The 20,521-nt window shown below is 41.0% G+C and carries 12 protein-coding genes and 1 CRISPR repeat array (1 of these 13 only partly in view); of the genes, 5 read left to right on the top strand and 7 right to left on the bottom strand.

Annotation, left to right across the window (positions count from 1 at the left end; genetic code table 11):
* A CRISPR array of direct repeats spans window positions 1–2,202; the repeat unit is 36 nt; unit sequence GTTGTGATTTGCTTTCAACTTTAGTTCTTTTGCATC (it extends 1,847 nt beyond the left edge of the window).
* A gap of 103 nt (window positions 2,203–2,305) precedes the next feature.
* The 4 genes from cas2 to FC093_RS01075 all read right to left on the bottom strand — a co-directional run bounded on the left by cas2 (window position 2,306) and on the right by FC093_RS01075 (window position 8,886).
* Window positions 2,306–2,641, bottom strand: a complete 336-nt coding sequence (gene cas2 / locus FC093_RS01090) for a CRISPR-associated endonuclease Cas2 (protein WP_240743142.1) — start codon at window positions 2,639–2,641, stop codon at window positions 2,306–2,308.
* 126 nt (window positions 2,642–2,767) lie between these two features.
* Complete coding sequence (gene cas1 / locus FC093_RS01085; RefSeq protein WP_137259889.1) at window positions 2,768–3,664, bottom strand: type II CRISPR-associated endonuclease Cas1; 897 nt, start codon at window positions 3,662–3,664, stop codon at window positions 2,768–2,770.
* A 10-nt stretch (window positions 3,665–3,674) separates the two neighbouring features.
* Entirely contained in the window at window positions 3,675–8,237 is a 4,563-nt protein-coding gene (cas9, locus tag FC093_RS01080; protein WP_137259888.1) for a type II CRISPR RNA-guided endonuclease Cas9, read from the bottom strand.
* A 352-nt stretch (window positions 8,238–8,589) separates the two neighbouring features.
* Window positions 8,590–8,886, bottom strand: coding sequence for a hypothetical protein (locus FC093_RS01075; protein WP_137259887.1), 297 nt, complete (start codon window positions 8,884–8,886; stop codon window positions 8,590–8,592).
* Between the two features lie 445 nt (window positions 8,887–9,331).
* Here FC093_RS01075 and FC093_RS01070 point away from each other — a divergent pair, with 445 nt between their 5' ends.
* The 5 genes from FC093_RS01070 to FC093_RS01050 all read left to right on the top strand — a co-directional run bounded on the left by FC093_RS01070 (window position 9,332) and on the right by FC093_RS01050 (window position 15,384).
* Window positions 9,332–10,252, top strand: coding sequence for an alpha/beta fold hydrolase (locus FC093_RS01070; protein ID WP_137259886.1), 921 nt, complete (start codon window positions 9,332–9,334; stop codon window positions 10,250–10,252).
* A 264-nt stretch (window positions 10,253–10,516) separates the two neighbouring features.
* Window positions 10,517–11,077, top strand: coding sequence for a 2'-5' RNA ligase family protein (locus FC093_RS01065; protein WP_137259885.1), 561 nt, complete (start codon window positions 10,517–10,519; stop codon window positions 11,075–11,077).
* A gap of 476 nt (window positions 11,078–11,553) precedes the next feature.
* Entirely contained in the window at window positions 11,554–13,839 is a 2,286-nt protein-coding gene (locus FC093_RS01060; protein ID WP_137259884.1) for a GH92 family glycosyl hydrolase, read from the top strand.
* The gene (locus tag FC093_RS01055) at window positions 13,839–14,558 is read left to right on the top strand and encodes a basic secretory protein-like protein (RefSeq protein WP_137259883.1); all 720 of its coding nucleotides are present in this window, start codon (window positions 13,839–13,841) and stop codon (window positions 14,556–14,558) included. The genes FC093_RS01060 and FC093_RS01055 overlap by 1 nt, the downstream gene beginning before the upstream one ends.
* A 394-nt stretch (window positions 14,559–14,952) precedes the next feature.
* On the top strand, window positions 14,953–15,384 hold the full coding sequence (locus FC093_RS01050; protein WP_170970954.1) for a putative signal transducing protein: 432 nt from the start codon (window positions 14,953–14,955) through the stop codon (window positions 15,382–15,384).
* Between the two features lie 9 nt (window positions 15,385–15,393).
* Here the strand turns inward: FC093_RS01050 and FC093_RS01045 are convergent, their stop codons facing one another.
* From FC093_RS01045 to FC093_RS01035, 3 genes are all read right to left on the bottom strand, one after another.
* Window positions 15,394–15,690 (bottom strand): BON domain-containing protein, encoded by a 297-nt coding sequence (locus FC093_RS01045; protein WP_170970953.1) that lies wholly within the window; start codon window positions 15,688–15,690, stop codon window positions 15,394–15,396.
* A 169-nt stretch (window positions 15,691–15,859) separates the two neighbouring features.
* The gene (locus FC093_RS01040) at window positions 15,860–17,269 is read right to left on the bottom strand and encodes a SusD/RagB family nutrient-binding outer membrane lipoprotein (protein ID WP_170970952.1); all 1,410 of its coding nucleotides are present in this window, start codon (window positions 17,267–17,269) and stop codon (window positions 15,860–15,862) included.
* Window positions 17,270–17,282: 13 nt separating this feature from the next.
* Window positions 17,283–20,396 carry a SusC/RagA family TonB-linked outer membrane protein gene (locus FC093_RS01035; RefSeq protein WP_137259879.1) on the bottom strand — a complete coding sequence of 1,038 codons (3,114 nt, stop codon included), beginning with the start codon at window positions 20,394–20,396 and terminating at the stop codon, window positions 17,283–17,285.
* Between the last annotated feature and the right edge of the window lie 125 nt (window positions 20,397–20,521).

Below are 20,521 nucleotides of genomic sequence, written 5' to 3'. Positions count from 1 at the left end.
TGTGATTTGCTTTCAACTTTAGTTCTTTTGCATCAGGAAAATAAAGCTCCACGAACATGAAGCCGTTGTGATTTGCTTTCAACTTTAGTTCTTTTGCATCAATGATGCTATGCAGCGTATCGGCGAACATGTTGTGATTTGCTTTCAACTTTAGTTCTTTTGCATCTTGTTTTTTTGCAATTATGCTGCATATAAGTTGTGATTTGCTTTCAACTTTAGTTCTTTTGCATCTTCTGTTTCCGATGCGCGACCTATTTGCGCGTTGTGATTTGCTTTCAACTTTAGTTCTTTTGCATCAACAGGTGTAATGTTTCCTTGCAAATAGGAGTTGTGATTTGCTTTCAACTTTAGTTCTTTTGCATCTTTTCATTGGAATAGGTCTTAATGAGCCAGGTTGTGATTTGCTTTCAACTTTAGTTCTCTTGCATCTTTTGACTTATTTGTAATGGTAATAGATGAGTTGTGATTTGCTTTCAACTTTAGTTCTTTTGCATCGGGGGTGAATACGACGCCTTTGTTTTGGGTGTTGTGATTTGCTTTCAACTTTAGTTCTTTTGCATCCGTAAATCATTTAAAGCGTATCGGTGCATGTTGTGATTTGCTTTCAACTTTAGTTCTTTTGCATCTCCGTCATAATGGTAATGGTCTCATTATTGTTGTGATTTGCTTTCAACTTTAGTTCTTTTGCATCCAGTAGGGTGTGGCAACTGCATAGAGTGCCGTTGTGATTTGCTTTCAACTTTAGTTCTTTTGCATCCTAAAGGCTATTCGCCCGATGGCGGTATTGGTTGTGATTTGCTTTCAACTTTAGTTCTTTTGCATCTGCAAGCCGTTTTTCCTACTCGTCGATGTGGTTGTGATTTGCTTTCAACTTTAGTTCTTTTGCATCCATATAAAGGCCATGCTGGAGTATTTACTTGTTGTGATTTGCTTTCAACTTTAGTTCTTTTGCATCTGGCGGGCAACTGCCATCAGTAACATTCAAGTTGTGATTTGCTTTCAACTTTAGTTCTTTTGCATCAATGAAATGCAAGGCATTCTTGATTCGCTTGTTGTGATTTGCTTTCAACTTTAGTTCTTTTGCATCTACATTCGTGGCTGTTAATGTCTGCTTGCGTTGTGATTTGCTTTCAACTTTAGTTCTTTTGCATCCCGGTGGGCAGTTCTACCTGCACCATCATAGTTGTGATTTGCTTTCAACTTTAGTTCTTTTGCATCCGGTATTAAGCGGATTATCGCTGCAAGTCCGTTGTGATTTGCTTTCAACTTTAGTTCTTTTGCATCTGGTTACTGAGAATTGGCGTAGCAGCTACGTTGTGATTTGCTTTCAACTTTAGTTCTTTTGCATCGTAAGCTATCACAATCCGTTCAGCTTTTCGTTGTGATTTGCTTTCAACTTTAGTTCTTTTGCATCTTTTGAACACTACAGGTTAGGTGAAGGATTGTTGTGATTTGCTTTCAACTTTAGTTCTTTTGCATCTCAAAGCAACGCGGCAGGGACAAGTAACATGTTGTGATTTGCTTTCAACTTTAGTTCTTTTGCATCCACACTGTTCCGCTTCCACCGAAGGGGTCGTTGTGATTTGCTTTCAACTTTAGTTCTTTTGCATCTATCAGGCACGCGCAAACCTATGTGCTGTTGTTGTGATTTGCTTTCAACTTTAGTTCTTTTGCATCGTTGTGGTAAAGTAGTATGCAAGAATGGCGTTGTGATTTGCTTTCAACTTTAGTTCTTTTGCATCCTTTAAATGTGCGATATATAGGGCAAACTAGTTGTGATTTGCTTTCAACTTTAGTTCTTTTGCATCAGACTGATAGCGGAATCATCAGGCAGTGTAGTTGTGATTTGCTTTCAACTTTAGTTCTTTTGCATCCATGATTTTACATTATCGGGCGTAGTGTCCGTTGTGATTTGCTTTCAACTTTAGTTCTTTTGCATCGCCCATCCTTTTCGTTGCCCTCGTTTAGTAGTTGTGATTTGCTTTCAACTTTAGTTCTTTTGCATCCCACTGAGCCGGAAGTAGGGTGAAAGAGCGTTGTGATTTGCTTTCAACTTTAGTTCTTTTGCATCACAGGCACGCACTGATAAAACTGGCACAAGTTGTGATTTGCTTTCAACTTTAGTTCTTTTGCATCACTATATTATTCACCAATCACGCGACAAGTGTTGTGATTTGCTTTCAACTTTAGTTCTTTTGCATCAGCATTTGCTAAATCCCCCATCAGAACTGCATTAGAACTAAATTATTCAAACGAAAAAAGAGGCAATTTGAGCCTCTTTTTTCGTTTTTTGACATTTTTTTCTTCAGAACATCTCCAGTTGTTGAATTGTTCCTGGCGCTTTTACGTTTTCCTTACCGTGGTAAATTTCCATCATCCCAAACTGCTTATCGGTAATGCAAAGGATGCCTATATGCCCCTTTGCTGGTAATATTTTCTTTACTCTTTTCATGTGTACTTCTGCATTTTCCTTGCTGCTGCAATGGCGTATATACATGCTGAACTGAAACATCTGAAACCCATCCTGCATAATTTTTTTCCGGAACTCTGTATAAGCTTTCCGTTCTTTCTTCGTTTCGGTAGGCAAATCAAAATGTACAAGTACCCACATAATGCGGTAAGCGTTTAGTCTTTCAAACATTCAAGCTGTTTTGATGAATTACCATTCAATCATGAAATGTATAAGTGTTCATTGTCAAATCAATGGAAAACACAAACCACTACTTTGTGAATCTTAGTACCTTTTATTCTTTGTGGTTCAAAAAAATTACTCCAGTTCGGCATATATTATCTTTTTTGCTTTGCCCTCAAAGCATTTGGCAAGTGATGCAGTAGTGCGTTGGATTGCCACCATCAGCGGACTTTTTTCGCCATCTACACACACGTCCATGGCAGGCACTGTAAGCAGTTGCTTTTTATGCGCTGGTGTCAGGTCAAATTCCGGTTCCAGCGGGTTCACCATTGTGCAGATGAGCTTATCTACAAATGGGCGGTAAGGCTCCATAATATCATCGGCAAGACAATAGGCATTGTACTGGTTACGGTGAAAAATGCCGAGCGTAGGCAACAAGCCGCTGCCCACCAAACTACGGGCGACCACCGCACGCAACACAGCATAACCGTAATTGAGCATATTATTGGGTGGCATCCCAAACCTGTCGCGTTTAAATTCAATAATTGGCGGAAACAAATTTTTCCAGTAGTAGCCGGCAGCTTTAGCCTCGTGGTTTTCGCTGTCGCCGCTTTTTACATCCTTTGCATAGTTGAGCAACAACTTATTTTCTCTTCCCTGCTGCTTTAGCAGCATTGCCTGGTTATAGATTTTTGCCGTTACGGTTTGCTGCCAAAGCTGCTTTTTTACAGGTAAAGGCGCTTCCAACTGGGCAGCAAATTGCTTGCTTTGCAGCGTATGCCCGTCAAGGTTCAGCATTAGCCCGGTGGGATGATGCGTGGCATCGCAGGTAACTAAAGCTACATTCTTTTCCAGCAGTTTTGCCATCAGTCCCGATGTGATGGTCACCTGTGCATGATCTACAATGAGCAATCCAATATCTTCAATAGGTACAGTTACCGGCTCGTCTCTTTCTGCCGATTCAATGACGAGTTGTTCGGTTTTGGTTTTGAGATAAGCTGGATTGCCGAAGTAGAGAGTGCGTTTTACCATAGCATTAAACTTATGCGAGTGTTATGTTTCCGAGACGGTCGGCTTTTAGCTTAATACATCCATCTTTTATGGATCGTTTGTCCAGAGAAAATTCAAGTTTATTTAGCTGTGTAAACTCTACTTTGTCAACAATTGATTTTGCAACTGCAAAAGGAATTGCATACAATCTGTTATTGGTAAAACTAACTATTTTATAGATTCTATCTACCTGTTCCTTACACAAGTCTTTAAAATTAATTGAATGAATATTTTGCTTTTCACCTTCCTCCGGCACATACACCAAATCGTTTGGTGATAAATACATTTCCAATATATCTCCCTGTTCGTTCTTTTCGGGTACAGGCGATAAATGCTGCTTCTTTCTTTCAATTACTATGTTTAACGGAATGGTATCAAAGCTTCGCTTTTCTTTTTCATTTCTATAAATAGCAAAGAACAAATTAGTGCCTTTGGCAGCTTCTACGTATTTGTCTTTCTTGTTTCCTGTGTGTCCAATGCTAAACTTATTGCCCCGTGGCTCATACGTGCGCACTTTATAAATAGGTTGATGCCATTTACCCCCATTTAGTTCCTGAATATTTTTATTGAGCTCATCAATGCCGTCCGGAGAAAAAGCTAATTCAGGATGTTCAATAATTTTACCTCCTTTCTCTTCATTGTATTTATACAGATGATTGTACAGGATTCTTTGAATACCGGTATCGGTAATGCAAGCAATCATTACAGGGTTAAATGTTTCATCCAGCTTTACTCTTGAGGCGGCATTGTTGGGCTTGCCGTATTTATCTACATCCCAATAAAAAATTTCTACTTTGCTCATCTCTTTATTATTCCACTTGTTTTCTTTAGTCTTAAAAAAATGTAGCAGCTTCTTTTTATCATATCCCTTACTTACAAGCAGCTTTATTTCATTTCTTAGCTCCTTATCTGTAATCATTTCCCAACTGTCTAATGCTGCTGCAAGCGAAACCATCTTCCTGAATCCCAACTTAACCAAACCAGCTACTGTATCTTTATGCATCGGCTTTCTGATTGCCTTATTTTCACCCTTGGTTTGCCTGATAGGCACTTTCTTCAAATTACCGTCTGTATCTTTTTCCCAGTGCTCATACCTGTTGTTTGTTTTGGTAATTACCCGTGTATTTTGTTTAAAGCTCACAATAATGTGTTGAAACTTTTCTTTAGCATCCTGCGTAAAAGTTTCCCAGGGCTTAATAAAGGCTTTTGGTACTTTACGAATAGTACCATTTACCTGGGCTTCTTCTATTTCACGCAGCTTTGAAACCAAACTGAAGTTCTTTCTCTCAGAATTAAGGGAATGTAAATAGTTGATGTGATCTTTGGTGGTACATGCAATTACCAAAGCATCCAAAGCATGATGCCGGTGGTCAATTCTTTTTTTATTAAAACCTTTTTGTAGCTCCAATGGAACTTGTGGTAAAAATTTATTTGTTGTTGGATTGATACTACCAAAGTTGGTAGTGCCGGTAAGAGTGTTTAATCGGATGAAACGCGGTGTTACCGATTCATTCCAAATATGTTCCAGGCCCCAGTTGTGCTTTAATTGCGAAGTTACCGCTCCGGTTACAGGCACTACATTTTTGGATATGGCTTCCCGCTCATCATCTTCGCGTACAATATTGCTAAGCAAATTTTTTACTATTTTACTGATATATCGGCTATCATTTAATTGCCGTTCTATAAAGCCTTCTGGTATATCTTCCATCAACAATTTTTTGGCTTTACTACGGCTTTTTGAGAAACTTCTTTTTACCAAATCTTCGTAGTCATTTTGAGCAAGAAGCGTTATTGGTGAGCCGTTTACTTTAGAACCACCTTTTTTCTTTATGTATTCAAAAGCAGTCATGTTGCCTTTATCCGCATTCACTTCTGCCTCGCAAATCACTTTATTGCTTAACGAATCATCAAAATACCTTGATTGCGGAATGATATGTTCTATCTGATAAGCCGGTGTAAATAGCTTGTTTAGCGGAATGATTAAACCGGTGTAAGGAGAACGATAACCTTGTTCCAGCCACAATTTATACCGCTTCAATTCAGAAGCAGTAGGAAGTGCCTGTTTGGAAATATTTAAAATATCATCGGGAATATTTCCATCATTGGCATTTAAAACACCTTCCTCGTATATCTTTAAAATGTCCTGCTGATAAGGCGAATAAGAACGTATATTTTCTACTTCACTATCCCTCATCAACTCCGATAATAAGGCCTTCAAACGTAAGTTGGTATTTTCATTGTCATTCATTTGAGCAGTAATCTTTTTACGTTCTTCGGCCGGATTTTTCATTTCTCTGCCAAGTTCTATATGTATCTCATCAAAGAAGTTTTCTTCTCCATTTCCATAAAAATTCCATACATCTTTTACTACCCGCAATGTTTCTGTAATTACCTGCTCCACTATCGGGTTGCGCAGCGAATGTTGCTTAAATTCCCGCAAATAATCTTCAATAGCTGCCGGTGTTTTCCATTGCAATACATCACTATCTTCTGAATGTTTTCCATATACGAGATAGGAGGCTAAGAAATGCTCCAAACCTTTATAAGCGGCTGGATCATCAGCAAGCCGCTGCAGCTTTTCGAGTAGCTTATTATTAATTGTTTTACCTCTTTGCCTATCTTCTTCTGTCAGTTTTTTTTCTTTATTCTGAAGATTGGTTATTACCTGTTGAATATTGTGCTGATATAAAGGCGTACTATCAATAATGGTTTGTTCATCCCAATATTTCCCCATACGCATCAGCGGGAGTAATTTCTTTAAAGCTTTGGCTGAATAAGAACCATACTCTTTCTCCAGATGTGGAAATCTTTTAAACTGCTCTATAAATTCATCGGGCAAGCTGTTCTTATATGCAAATGTTGTAAGCGCTTTTTGTATTTCACTTTTATCTTCTACCGAGTACAGAATATGCCATAGAGCTTCTTGTTTTTCTTTAGTTAAAAAATCTTCGGGCACATTGGCTTTATGTAAACGCTTTAGTATTTCTGCTCTTGTTTCATTGGCAGGATAAATTTTATTTTCTACATAATTCCAGCGGTAAGCATCCGCATTTTTTACTTTGAAATATTGTTTAAGCAGTGTTTTCTGATCAATGTCTTTTCGACTGTTCAACCAGTCAAACAGCTTTACATAATCGTCTTCTGTAGAAAGGTAAGTGTCGGTAATATTTTCATCTTCCGGTGTGGCTTTTTTATAAATCTTTAAATTCTGAATAAACTGCCACAACCTAAACTCCTGAAACAAAGGATGAGACTTTGCAATTCCTTTTAAGGGCTGTGTTTGCTTAATGCCATCTTTTACAAAAGTGCGCTCTTCAAATTTGCAATTACTGATTAATGATTTCTTGCTCTTGAGTGGTCGTTGATAAAAAATGATGTCATTCAAAAGCAAATGTGTGAAATCTTTCTTGGCAATACTATTCTGGTGCGCTTCATTATTTTGATACAATTCTTCAAGGCAGGCATTGTATAAATCTCCGTCATTCAATTCAGGATGAAACTCCTTTTGCTTTTCTAAAATAGCTTTTAATTCTTCTTTGTAAAACTTACGTTCTACTACTCTTACCAGCCTGCCTTTGATTTTTTGATTAGGCGTGGCAAGCAAGGTGTCATAAATGTATTCGCCAACGGTTTTATGGCTTTTATCAATATCATGCTCTGTTTTCTTTTTGATGAGTGTCCAATCATTCTCCAATGGTGCTCTGAAAGATCTTTTTACTTTCCCTTCCTTATCTGTTTTCTCCGTACCATCTTCATTTAAATCGGTAGTTACGATAAACTCTTTCATCTTACCTGCCCAATCCAATGGCACTTTGCTGGTACGTCTGTAAATCCAGCCATTTTCAAGATGCACGTTATACCAGGTATCAGCACCTTTTTTGTCTTCGGCTGCTTCTACATCTGTAACTAACAACGAGTAAAATTCCACCTTTTTCTCAGGCGTTTCATTTGCTTCTTCTTCGCCGCGCAACTGGTAATAGCCGCGTTTTTGATTGAAATTAAGCAGAATCCATGCAAGCTCTTCCTTTTGTATTTTCGCAGTTAATGCCTTTTTGCGTAGGTGATAAATGGTCCAATCATACGGCACTTTCCTGTTATCGGAAACAAGTGGCGGTTGATGCTGTGCAAAATCGTTCAGCATCTCCTTAAAAGAAGTTTTAAAAATGAACTCAGCTTTGTTGGTTGCAGCATCAAAAGCATAAGCCAATTTGGGCTCCGATTCCTCCTTAAATTGACCTACTCTTTTTTTAAAATCAATCTGAGCAGCATAATGTTCGGGCAAAAAGCGTAAGAGGTTTAAAACACGATGCAGTCTTTCACGCCTTAACAAATGTCTTTCTCTTAACCGACGAATGCCTCTGAAGTTAGTGCGTTCGGCAGTACCTGTATTGATAGGCGCACCGCTATCAAACTTTCCAAGTTCATCTTGCGACATTGGAAGAATACGACTTCCCATTCCAATAATGCTACCAATACGTTTGTCAAAATCTTCCTCAATTAAAGCCCAGCCGATAGAATTAGTACCCAAGTCAAGTCCAAGAATTTTCTTATTCATTGATTAATATTTTTTATTTTAGCATTCTAATTTGAAAGCAAATCACAATAAGGATTATTCCGTTGTGAAAACATGTAAGGCGGCGCAAGTCGCCTTGTTTATTATAGCCAGGTGGTGCTAAGTTGTTTTCTCATATAGTATTAAGTTGTAGGATTTTGCTGTCAAGTTAGGTAATTGCAATAGCCTATGCAAAAAGCAAAATTGCCTTTTCGGTAAAGGTGATATTAAACAAAGTAAGATATTGACAAAATAAGGATTTCTACCCGGAATCGTATCTTCTCTAACTTCATAGTTCTGCAATCAAAAATCGCTGCTGATAATGTTGCAATTGCAACAAACTCATACAAGGATATCACCCCTCCCTGTTCTTCTCCAAGTACTCCTTCAATGCATAATGATATACACTTTGCCCGCAGGGTACCTTTTGTATATAAGTCGCTTTTTGCTCGGGATTCCTGTTAACAGCTCTTGCATAAGCCACTGCTTCGGCAAACAGCTTTCTGCCATTTTGCTGCAGTTTACTCGGCTTCACCCTGCTCATGTCCGGGTGCTTGCTGATGACTGTTGTATCACCGTATTGTTTTATTACGATTTGCTTTCCAATGGTACCCTTCACCTGTTTAAATAAGGGGTCAGTAGTCTTGGCCATAGCGTAGAATGCTTTATGATAAAGTTATAGTAAAGCCATAGTTCCTTCGTTCATCCTGCGTCCATCCTTCGTCTTTTTAATGTAGATTTAAAGCAAAGTATAAGTGTGGCGGTTATAAAAGCAGCAGCGGTAAATATAGATGGATAAATATACTACGAATGTTTTATTAAGTGCCTGCGGAGAATTATTTTCTACTAATGTAATAATTGACACCGTCATTCCGCAATTGCCGCCAGTACAAAAACTTAAATACAATCAAACTCAGCGGCGGCTTTGTACGGAATCTGTAGGTAGCATAAAGTAAATATAAATCTGATTTTGTATTTGGTTAAAAACGGATATGTCTTTCCATTGTCTTGGTACCTTCGTTCTATTCCTTATCAAATCCTTCTTTAAAAATGGCATACTTTTACTACTGCTTCTTACACATCTAAAAACTCCTCCTATGAAATTTATAAAATCAACAGACAAGACCACCGGCGAAGCAGTACAACTGGCTTACTTTGATTATGGTACCGGCAAGCCCGTGATATTGATACATGGCTGGCCATTAAGTAAAGAAATGTGGGAATACCAGGTAGATGATCTAATCAATGCAGGCTTGCGTGTAATAGCCTACGACCGCCGCGGCTTTGGTATGTCCGACCGTCCGTGGTTTGGCTACGACTACGACACTTTAACCGACGACTTACGTGCAGTGATAGAGCAACTGGATCTTAATGATATAACGCTGGTGGGCTTCTCTATGGGCGGCGGCGAAGTAGCCCGTTATTTTACGAGGTATGGCGGCGAAAGGGTTAGCAAAGCAGTACTTGTATCTTCGATAGTACCTTTTGTACTTAAAACAGATGATAACCCAGACGGTGTTCCGGCAGATGCCATAGATGGTATGCTCGCAGGCGTAAAGGAAGATCGCATTGGTTTTTTAGACAATTTTGGTAAAGAGTTTTTTGGTGTTCATTTCCTCAGCCATCCGGTAAGCGACGCCTCTCTGCAATATTATCGCACTATTGCAGCAATGGCATCGCCAAGGGCTACTTTGGAGTGTATCAAATCATTCAGCTATACCGATTTCCGTAAAGATGCAACCGCCATCAATGTGCCTGCGCTCATCATTCATGGCGATGCCGATAAGATAGTGCCGCCTGAAACCAGCAGCCAGCAATCTTCCAAACTGATACCTGTTAACCAGTGCATCAATTATGAAGGGTCGCCACATGGTTTGTTTTACACCGATAAAAATCGTCTTAGCAATCATTTGGTAAGTTTTATTACCACCGGCACGGCGATTGCCATTGAACCTTCTTATGCATCAGACAGTGTTATATTGCCCAGCAATGACGAAGGACTGGTAACACGCGATTAAATATGCTCTTATTAACACAACATACAAAGGCGGCTGTATATGCCGCCTTTGTAATTTTTATAAGCCACCTGCTTCTTTTTGAATCCCGAAGTCACAACGGCACAAAAATTCACAAAGTATGTTTTAATTACTCTGTGTTCCACCGTGCCTATACTCCCTTTGTGCTGTGGTAATAAGTTTCTATCAATAAAATTTTATTCAGGCAAATATACACCGGCACAAAAATGTAATAAACGCCTTACAGGCTGACGTATAATAAATAACATGAAACAGCAACAGCTTTACTTTATTGCCATTATGCTGCCCTATTCAATTGATGAGGAAATCATACGATTTAAAAACGATATGGCACAACGTTTCCAAAGCAAAGGGGCATTAAGAACGGCATCGCACATCACACTCAAGGCACCGTTTAAAGTGCCTGCAAACATGCACGAAGAGGTATTGCAGTGGTTTAATGAAATGAATATTGCCACTCCTCCTTTTACGCAGGAAATAAAAGACTTTGGTGCTTTCAGCAACAAACACAATCCGGTAATATATGTGCAGCCGGTAATGAACGAACCACTTGTTCATTTACAAAAAGAAGTGTTGCATCAGTTTGCAAAAGCTTATTCTAAAGAATTCATTAGTAATAATGAATACCATTTTTCGCCACACATTACCATTGCTTACCGCGATTTGCATCTGCAACAATTTAAAGAAGCCTGGAAAGAATATGCAACCCAACAATACAATGCTTCATTTGAAGTCAACTCCTTTCAGTTGCTGCAACATATAAGTGGCAGGTGGCAGGTGATCGGTAGTTTTTTGTTGAACCGCTAAGATGCAAAGGCGCTAAGGTCAAGAATATTTTATATTAGCCAAACCATAAACTCAATAACAAAAATCCATCTTAGAGTAAGTGGAGGCGTTGGCCGGACAAACGCGCGGAGCGATCATGCCGTCCTTGAACCCACGGAGTAGCTCATTGAGGCAAAAGAAAATAGTAGTTCACGAAATAACTAAGCGAAGCATTCTCATGAATACCATTAAAAAGACATCAATACATTCATACTTTTTTGTTACTTTTTCTTTCAGGAGAAAAAAGGAAAACAATAATTGATTATAAGAAATCACACTCAAAAACACTTACAACCTAAACAGATTTATCCTACACTAAACATATTTAGCTGAAAGTGCGCTGAGCATAAAGAATTTTGAAATAAGCAAGATACTTCTTTGTGAATCTTCTTTACTTTGACGCCCTGTCTGCCAACAGGCAGGTTTGTGATTCAAACAAAAAACACCAATAAAACAACATGAAAAGCTTTTTTGTATTAATGATGTGCATGTGTGTATGCACTATCACCAATGCACAATTGGTTAATGAAGTACAAGACCCCGTAGAATATGTAAACACCTTAATGGGCACCGATTCCAAACCTTCACTTTCCAACGGGAATACCTATCCTGCTGTTGCTGTGCCCTGGGGCATGAACTTTTGGACACCGCAAACGGGCAATATGGGCAGCGGCTGGCAATACACGTATGATGCCGATAAAATAAAAGGCTTTAAGCAAACGCATCAGCCCTCGCCATGGATGAACGATTATGGTCAGTTTGCCATTATGCCGGTGACCGGCAACGCAGTGTTTAAAGAAGACGACCGTGCAAGCTGGTTTTCACACAAAGCCGAAGTGGCAAAGCCTTATTATTACAGCGTATATCTTGCCGACCACGATGTAACCACCGAAATAACGCCTACCGAACGCGCCGCACGTTTTCGCTTTACTTTTCCCAAAACCGATAGCGCCTTTGTAGTAGTAGATGCTTTTAATAAAGGTTCATATATCAAGGTAATTCCGGGAGAGAATAAGATTGTTGGTTATTCTACCAAATACGCTGCCGGCAAGCTCACCAATTTCAAAAATTACTTTGTAATGGAGTTCGATCAGCCATTTACCATTACCTACACCTGGCACGATAGCGTGCTGGAAAAAAATAGCCTGGAAATGCAGCAGGATCATGTGGGCGCATTGGTGGGCTTTAGCATAAAAAATAAAGGCGGACAGGTAAATGTAAAAGTAGCTTCCTCTTTCATTAGCCCGGAACAGGCAGCACAAAACCTGAAGGAAATAGGTAACGACAATTTTGAAACAGTAGAACGGAAAGCCAAAGCTGCATGGAACAAAGTGCTGGGTAAAATAGCCGTATCAGGCGGCAGCGTAGATCAGGTGCGTACACTTTACTCTTGCTTATATCGCATGGTAATGTTTCCCAACAAATTATATGAGATAGATGCTAATGGTAAGCCGGTACATTGGAGTCCTTACAACGGGCAGGTGTTACCCGGTTATATGTTTGCAGGCACCGGCTTTTGGGATACGTTCCGTGCTTTATATCCTTTTCTAAATCTCATGTTCCCATCCATCAACAGAGAGATGCAGGAAGGCTTGATTAACGATTATAAAGAAGGTGGCTTCTTGCCCGAATGGAGCAGTCCCGGTTATGCCAATGTAATGGTAGGCAATAATTCCGCATCAGTGGTATCGGATGCGTATATCAAAGGCTTGCGTGGCTACGATATTAACACCCTGTATGAAGCACTGGTGCATGGTGCCAACAACGAAGGTCCCGAAGGTACCGGCAGAACCGGCGTTGCCTATTACAACAAACTGGGTTATGTGCCTTATGATGTAAAGATAAGAGAGAATGCAGCGCGCACATTGGAATATGCGTATGACGATTTTACCATTTATCAATTGGCGAAAGCATTGAAGCGCCCGCAGACAGAAATTGATGTATTTGCAAAAAGAAGTCAGAACTATCGTCACTTATTTGATTCCTCGCACAACCTGATGCGCGGCAAAAACGAAGATGGCACTTTTGCAACGCCTTTCAATCCATTCAAGTGGGGCGATGCATTTACCGAAGGCAATAGCTGGCATTACTCGTGGAGCGTATTTCATGATGTGCAGGGCTTGATTGACTTGATGGGTGGCAGAAAGGTATTTGTAAATATGCTCGATTCTGTCTTTAAAATGCCACCCGTTTTTGATGATAGTTATTATAGGGGTGTGATACACGAAATACGCGAAATGCAGATAGCCAATATGGGGCAGTACGCGCATGGCAACCAGCCTATACAGCACATGCTTTATTTATACAACTACGCCGGTGAACCGTGGAAAACACAGTATTGGGTGCGCGAAGCAATGAACCGCTTATACAGAGCCACACCCGATGGTTATTGCGGCGATGAAGACAACGGGCAAACCTCTGCATGGTATGTATTTTCGGCATTAGGTTTTTATCCCGTATGCCCTGCAACCGACCAGTATGTGCTGGGTACGCCGCTGTTCAAAAAAGTAACGCTTACATTGGATAACGGGAAACAGTTTGTTATTAGTGCACCCAACAACAGCGATAGCAACCGTTATGTGCAAAGTGCTACATTAAATGGTAAGCAGTACACACATAACTGGATAAGCCAGCCCGATATACAAGCTGGCGGCAGCTTTAGTGTGGTAATGGGCAATAAACCTAACACTTCAAAAGGCACCGATGCAAAAGATTATCCGTATTCTTTTTCAAATAATAACTAATGAAAAATCAAAAAGTCTCTTTTTTGCTGTTATGCATATTGCTGGCAGCAGTCATTTCTTCTTCCGCGCAGGATACCGCAAAGGAATATAAAACGATATCCACCAATAGCATTACCAAAGGGAAATATACCTTGCTGTTTATTAATAAAGACACTGCACTTGATGCTACTGTAAAGCAGCGCCTGATAGATGCTTTCTTTGCAGTATATCCTAAAGAGTCCGATATGTATAACCCGAATACGGCAAAAAAAGTAACATTTATTATAGACCCGGCCTATGATGGTGTGGCAGCTACCAGCGGCGATATAGTACGTTTTAACCCGGAATGGTTTCACAAGCACCCCGGCGATATTGATGTGGTAACGCACGAAGTAATGCATATTGTGCAGGCATATCCCGATGACGCCGGGCCGGGTTGGATAACAGAAGGTATTGCCGATTATGTGCGTTATAAAATGGGCGTAGATAATGCCGGTGCCAACTGGAAACTGACTGAATATAATGCAAAGCAAAACTATGATAACAGCTACCGCATTACTGCCCGCTTTTTTGTATGGATAGAGCAAAACCATGATAAAGATTTTGTAAAGCAACTGGATGCTGCTATGCGGAGCAAAACATATACAGATGATTTTGCCAGAGAGCATACCGGTAAAACATTCAGCGAGCTATGGGAGGAGTACACAAAAAATGCAGCTATTACAAGGGTGGATAGATAAAATTTCGAACCTTTTTCATGCGTTTGCCGGTGTTCACGCGTTTGCCGGTGTTCTTCACCGGCAAATACTTTACTTATCGTGAAGAACACCGGCAGCGGTGAGATCAAGTAGCATAATATATGCCTGACTCAAAGCTCTAAGCTTCCCGCTTGCAGCTTAAATATAGGGCAACTTAATTGAAAATAGTATTTCATGCCTTTGCCGGTGTTCTTCACCGGCAAATACTTACTTCTAAGCTTCCTGCTTGCAGCTTATGCAGTGTAACTTATTTGAGAATGGTATTACACCGCATTACCCGCCGCTCAAACGGCGCGTATAGGTTTAACCTTTCGTGAACTATTAATTGTATATCTTTTCTTATAAATGTAAAAGCTATTACTAAAGCATGAGCAATATGGAATTTATTCCCGTACAGTCTTTCAATAATTATGTAGAAGCGCATATCGCTATGGGCAATTTGCAGCAGCAGCACATCAATTGCTGGCTGAAGGATGAATACACTGTAACGATTGATCCGATACTTGCTAATGCGGTTGGCGGCATTAAACTGATGGTGGCAAAAGTGCAGGTGCCCCGTGCTGTCGAAATATTAAAGCAGGCAGCAGGCAATAAACATCCGCATTATGCCTGCCCCCATTGCAGCAGCCACGAGATCCAAATGGTTGACATACCACAAAAAGAGACTAATCTGTTTGCTGTATTAATCAATAAATTGTTTGGCAATAAAACAAAAGCTGCAGAACAAATCTGGCATTGCTTTGCGTGTGGTAACAATTGCAAACAACCCGTTGAGATCAGTTCGGGAGCTATGGAAGATGCTTCATAAAAATTGATACTAAGGTTTGGCAATCACCTGCACTTGCACGTCCTTTACGCCCTGCATCTTTCTTACTTTGTCGGCTACATCTTGCGCACAGTTATCGCCGCTGCACTCACCGGTAATGGTAACTACACCGTTATCTACTGTTGCATTTAATGCCGCACCTGCGCGGTCTTTCTTCAATTCCTCATTCACCCGTTGCTGAATGGAAGCATCATCTGTTTTGGCAGTACAGGCGGGTAAAGTAAATGCAATACATATTGCCAATAAAAAAGCGCTTAACAAGCTATACATTGGTTTGGTCCTGTTCATACCGGGTATTTTATAGTCATAATACATATAAAAAAGTGCCTGAATTTAAAATCCAGGTACTTTTTTATAAACTAATTTTTTATGTCCTTCACATATTGTATTCACACTGCCTTCAACACTACTTATTTTAAGCTTTCGACCTACAATAATTCACAACTCGCTACTCACATTATTGGTCCCACCACAACTTATCTGTAAGCTGCACGTCCGGCACATGGGCGCTGTTGGCCGAAGATTCATTTACCGGATAGCTCAACCGCCGGATAAAGGTGTTTAAAGCAGCATTTTGCGGCAGCATAAAACCTTTGTAGTCATAATCCATCCGGCGCATATCATCCCAGGTTACGGGGCTCAGGAAACAAGCTACATATTTTTCTGCCATGATGCGCTGCAGGGTAAGTGCATCCGCACCTACCGCCACCACAGGATTGGTGGTATAGTCTGTAATGGCAGTTTCAGCAACGCCCATCTTTTCCATATTGGCTGTAATACCCTCCATATACGCTGCATAAGCCGTATTTTTATTGCCCTTTCTAAATTGCGCTTCTGCTTCTATAAACTTACATTCCGAATACGTAATAATCTGCAAAGGCGAGTTATCGGAGGAATACCAGCCACCTACGGCAAGATAGCTTTCTTTATTTTCGGTACCGGTACCAGTACGCCCTTTACCGTTTGGTGTGCCGCGATAGTCACCATAACGCGTAATGGTCCCTATTAAGGGAAGCCTGGGGTCAAATACATCATAAATAGAATCTTTGGTAACTCCTACAAAATAAGCAGACAGCCAGCCATCAAGGTCCAAGCCTGCATTATCTAAAGCTACCTGCGCCCAGGGATTACGTACTTCAAAAGAAGTAACCTGTGCATCATCTCTGTTGGAAGTATAAGCATTTTGTAGTTCTGCCAGTACTGCATCAGGGCTATAAGAGTTCGTTTTAGATAGTTGATTCAACATTCTGGCTTTAAGAGCATGGGCTGTTTTAAGCCATGCCGAAGTTTGTCCATTGTGAATAAAATCGCTGGTAGAGTCTACTATTGTTGTATCGTTTATCGGCTGCAAAAGGGTAATACCAGCATCAAGCATATTTAAAGCGGTATCAAATAAAGCCTGCTGATTATCAAATGCAGGTGTTAAGTTATTAACGCCAATAAATGCCTCACTATAGGGAATATCCCCCCAGAGGTTGGTAGCCATATTGATGTGCAAAGCCATTAGTATATCGCTTATGGCAACATGATCGGTTTGCCCTTTTTGCACAGCAAATTTCCGCATATCATACAAATCGGTCATAATGTTGTAAAAGCGATACCATGTAGTGCTGGGGTCAACGGTGTTATATATATCCACATCGCTGGCAGGGTTGGGCGATGCTAAATACTGCACGTAATACGAAGTATAGTTGCTGGCACTGTACACTTCATAAGCAGTATTGTAAGTGGTATTTGCCAGCAAGCCGCTTATGGGCGGCTCTTCGGCCGCATTGGGGTTTTTATTGATGTCTAAATACTTTTTACAACTGCCGAAAGCGGTAAGTAAAAGGAGGCAAACGGTACTATATCGCAATAATTTTTTCATAAGTAGTTTCTTTTTAAAAGCCAACATTTAAGGAGAAGACAACGCTGCGCAAGGCAGGATACGTAAAGCCGGCAAAGCCATTGGCATTGCTGCCTGCAGGCGTAGAGCTTGATTCGGGATCGAAGCCTTTGTATTTGGTAAAGAGCAGCAGGTTGTTGCCCGTAACGCCAAGGCTCAGGTTCTTTACAATAGAGTTGCCAAACATTTTATTGGGAAATGTATAAGACAGCGAAGCTGATCGCAGCCGCACCCACGATGCATCTTCTACAAAATTCTCGGCAATGCCCCGGTATCGGTTGCGGTAATAGCCGGCACTATAGTCCACACCATCCGGGCCAACACCTTGCCCCAGGTAAACGGGCTTGGTGTTTTTGGTACCATCTGCCAGCACGCCATCAAATACAATCGTCTGGTCTCTGTTCAGTGTTATCTCAGATATACCAAATGCTGCCATAAAGTTGGAGAACTGGTCGTACTTCTCCAGCCCCTGCCTGGCATCCCAAAGCATGTACAGGCTCCAGTTTTTATAGTTAAAGGTGTTACCAATAGAGCCAATCCATTTTGGATACGCATTGCCCAACACGCGTTGTGTAGAATAAGGTGTTAGCACCGGGAAGCCATCATCGCCGATCAGCAAAGGCAGGCTTTTATCAGAATATAAAGGATCTTTTGTATCATTATATCTTGCCCACGGCGTACCAAAAATATCGCCTGCCGATTGCCCCGGCACATACTTCATGGTTACAGTAGAATTGGAATAACCAAACTGGCTACCCACTACAATTTCTGCCAATCCGGGATAAATAGATAATATTTTGCTTCGGTTGGCAGAATAATTAATAGTTACATCCCAATTAAAATCTTTAGTTTTCACCGGCGTTCCGCGCAGGGTGAGTTCAACGCCCTTATTCTCTATTTCGCCCGAGTTAAGCGTAAACGAAGTGCCGCCGGTAGAAGGTGCGGTGGACACCGGAATAATTTGCTGTTTACTATTAGATTTATACCAGGTAAAATTCAATCCAACCCGGTCCTTGAAAAAGTTCAGATCGGTTCCTGCTTCAAATGATGTTGTTTTCTCTGGTTGTAATGAAGCAATACCACCATTATCATCGCGGCTCCAGCCAATTACCCCATTTACCGGCGTACCAAACGAAGGCGAATAGGTAATGCTGGTTTGATAGGGTGCTGCATCTTTACCAATACCGGCAAGCGAAGCCCTCAATTTCCCGTATCCAATCCATGCAGGCAATTGGAGGTTTTGGGTAAAAATGTAACTCAGATTTACCGATGGATAAAAGAATGAGCGGTTAGCTGTTTCCAGGGTGGAAGTCCAGTCGTTTCTAGCGGTGAGATTTAAGTATAAGAAATTATCGTAGCCAAGCGTTAAATCGCCATAGGCGCCCACAATGCGGTAGTTTTCTTTATATTGGGCAATGCTTACTTGTTTTGCATTACTCAGGTTAAATAAATTATATACATCCAGTTCATCGCCAATCGCACTGGTACGGTCGAGCTTTCTATTCAATACATCATTACCAATGCGTAAAGTAGTCTGGAATTTTCCTGCCCAGGTTTTATCAAAGGTTAAGAGTAAATTAGAATTCAACTGGTGATAATTCAGCCGGTATTCATGCACAAAGCCCAACCCATTGTCTTCGCCTGGTATTTCACCGGGAATACCTTGCGGGCCCGGTGCAGTTGCCGTGCGGGCATCACTATATTCATCCATACCCAGCAGGTAGCTGGCGGTAAGCCATGTAAAGGGCGAATACGCAAAGTTGAGACTGCCAATCACATGATCCACTCTCGTGCGAAACTTGTTGGTAGCTGCAAGGTACACCGGGTTGCCGTTGCCATAAGTCTTTTGTGTGCCATCCGGTTTTTTATAATCCATTACATCCCATCGGGGCGCCCAGTAAATCAGTTCTTCGTTGTAGCGGTCGGCATCGTAAAAGTTACCATCGGTATTTGCATAAATGATGGACGTACCCATGCGAAATTTATCACTGAATTTCAACTGACCATTTACGCGGGCAGTTACATCCTGGTACCAGGTAAAAGGAATAGTGCCGTCCTGCCTGAAGTGCGAGAGCGAGGAAGAAAAAGTAGCTTTTTCGCTGCCACCCGAGAAGGTCACGGCATTCTTGTACTGATGCCCTGTTTGATAAGCCCGCTTCCAGTTATTAAAGAGTTTATCGGGATGAGAGGGATCAATTGCTTTTGCTTCTGCTATCGTTGGCCCCCATGCCGGCCAAAAGTTACTTGAGTCATACTCACCGGAAAAGCCCTGTGTATATTTCAGTTGTATATCGGGTATCTTGTTTACATTATCAATGCTGTAAGTAGAAGAATAATTTACTTTCAGCGTGCCTGCCTGCCCCGATTTAGTGGTAATGACTACAACGCCATTTGCCCCGCGCAAACCATACAAAGCCGTAGCCGCACCGCCGCGCAAAATGTTTACACTCTCAATATCTTCGGGGTTAATATCGGATACGCGGTTAGGCATTTGCACACCTCGGCCGCCTTCAGTGCCGGTTGTAAAAGTGGAATTATCTATGGGCAATCCATCAATTACAAAGAGCGGCTGGTTATTTTTTCCGGGGTCTAAAGAATTGATACCTCTTATTAAAATGCTGGCACTCTGGCCAGGTCCGCCGCCGGTGCTGGAGATCGTAACGCCGGCTACTTTGCCCTGCAGTGCATTGATGAGATTAGGCTGTTTAGATTGTGTTATTTGTTGACTGCTTACCTGCTGCGAAGCATAGCCCAAACTTCTCAGTTCGCGCTTGATGCCTAAAGCAGTTACTACCACTTCACTCAGATCGCTGGTGTTGGGCAGCAGTTGCACATCCACATTGGTAGCATTACCTGCTTTAATTTCCAGGTCCTGATAACCAATATATGAGAATACCAGCGTTGCGTCATTGGTGCTCAGCACCATGCTGAAATTACCCAGCGAATCGGTAAGCGTAAAATTTCTGGTTCCCTTTTCTGTTACCGTTACTTTGTCAAGTGGTTGTTTGGTGCCGGAAGCGGTAACGGTTCCTGATATTTGCCTGCCGGTCTGGGAGAAGGCAGATATGCAAATACTGCAAAGCACCAATAATAAGTAGTGTTTTCTCATGGGCATTAAATTTTAGATGAATAAAATTATCGAAAAACTTCAAACAGCTAAGGGATAGTAAATAAGTGTCCAGTAGTGGTATTTATTAGCCCAGTACTTTAATCTTCAGAGTCAAAGTAAATTTT

Source organism: Ilyomonas limi, assembly GCF_005233845.1.
Lineage (GTDB): Bacteria > Bacteroidota > Bacteroidia > Chitinophagales > Chitinophagaceae > Ilyomonas > Ilyomonas limi.
Note: the sequence above shows the minus strand (reverse complement) of the source record. Positions and strands in the feature narration are given on the sequence as shown.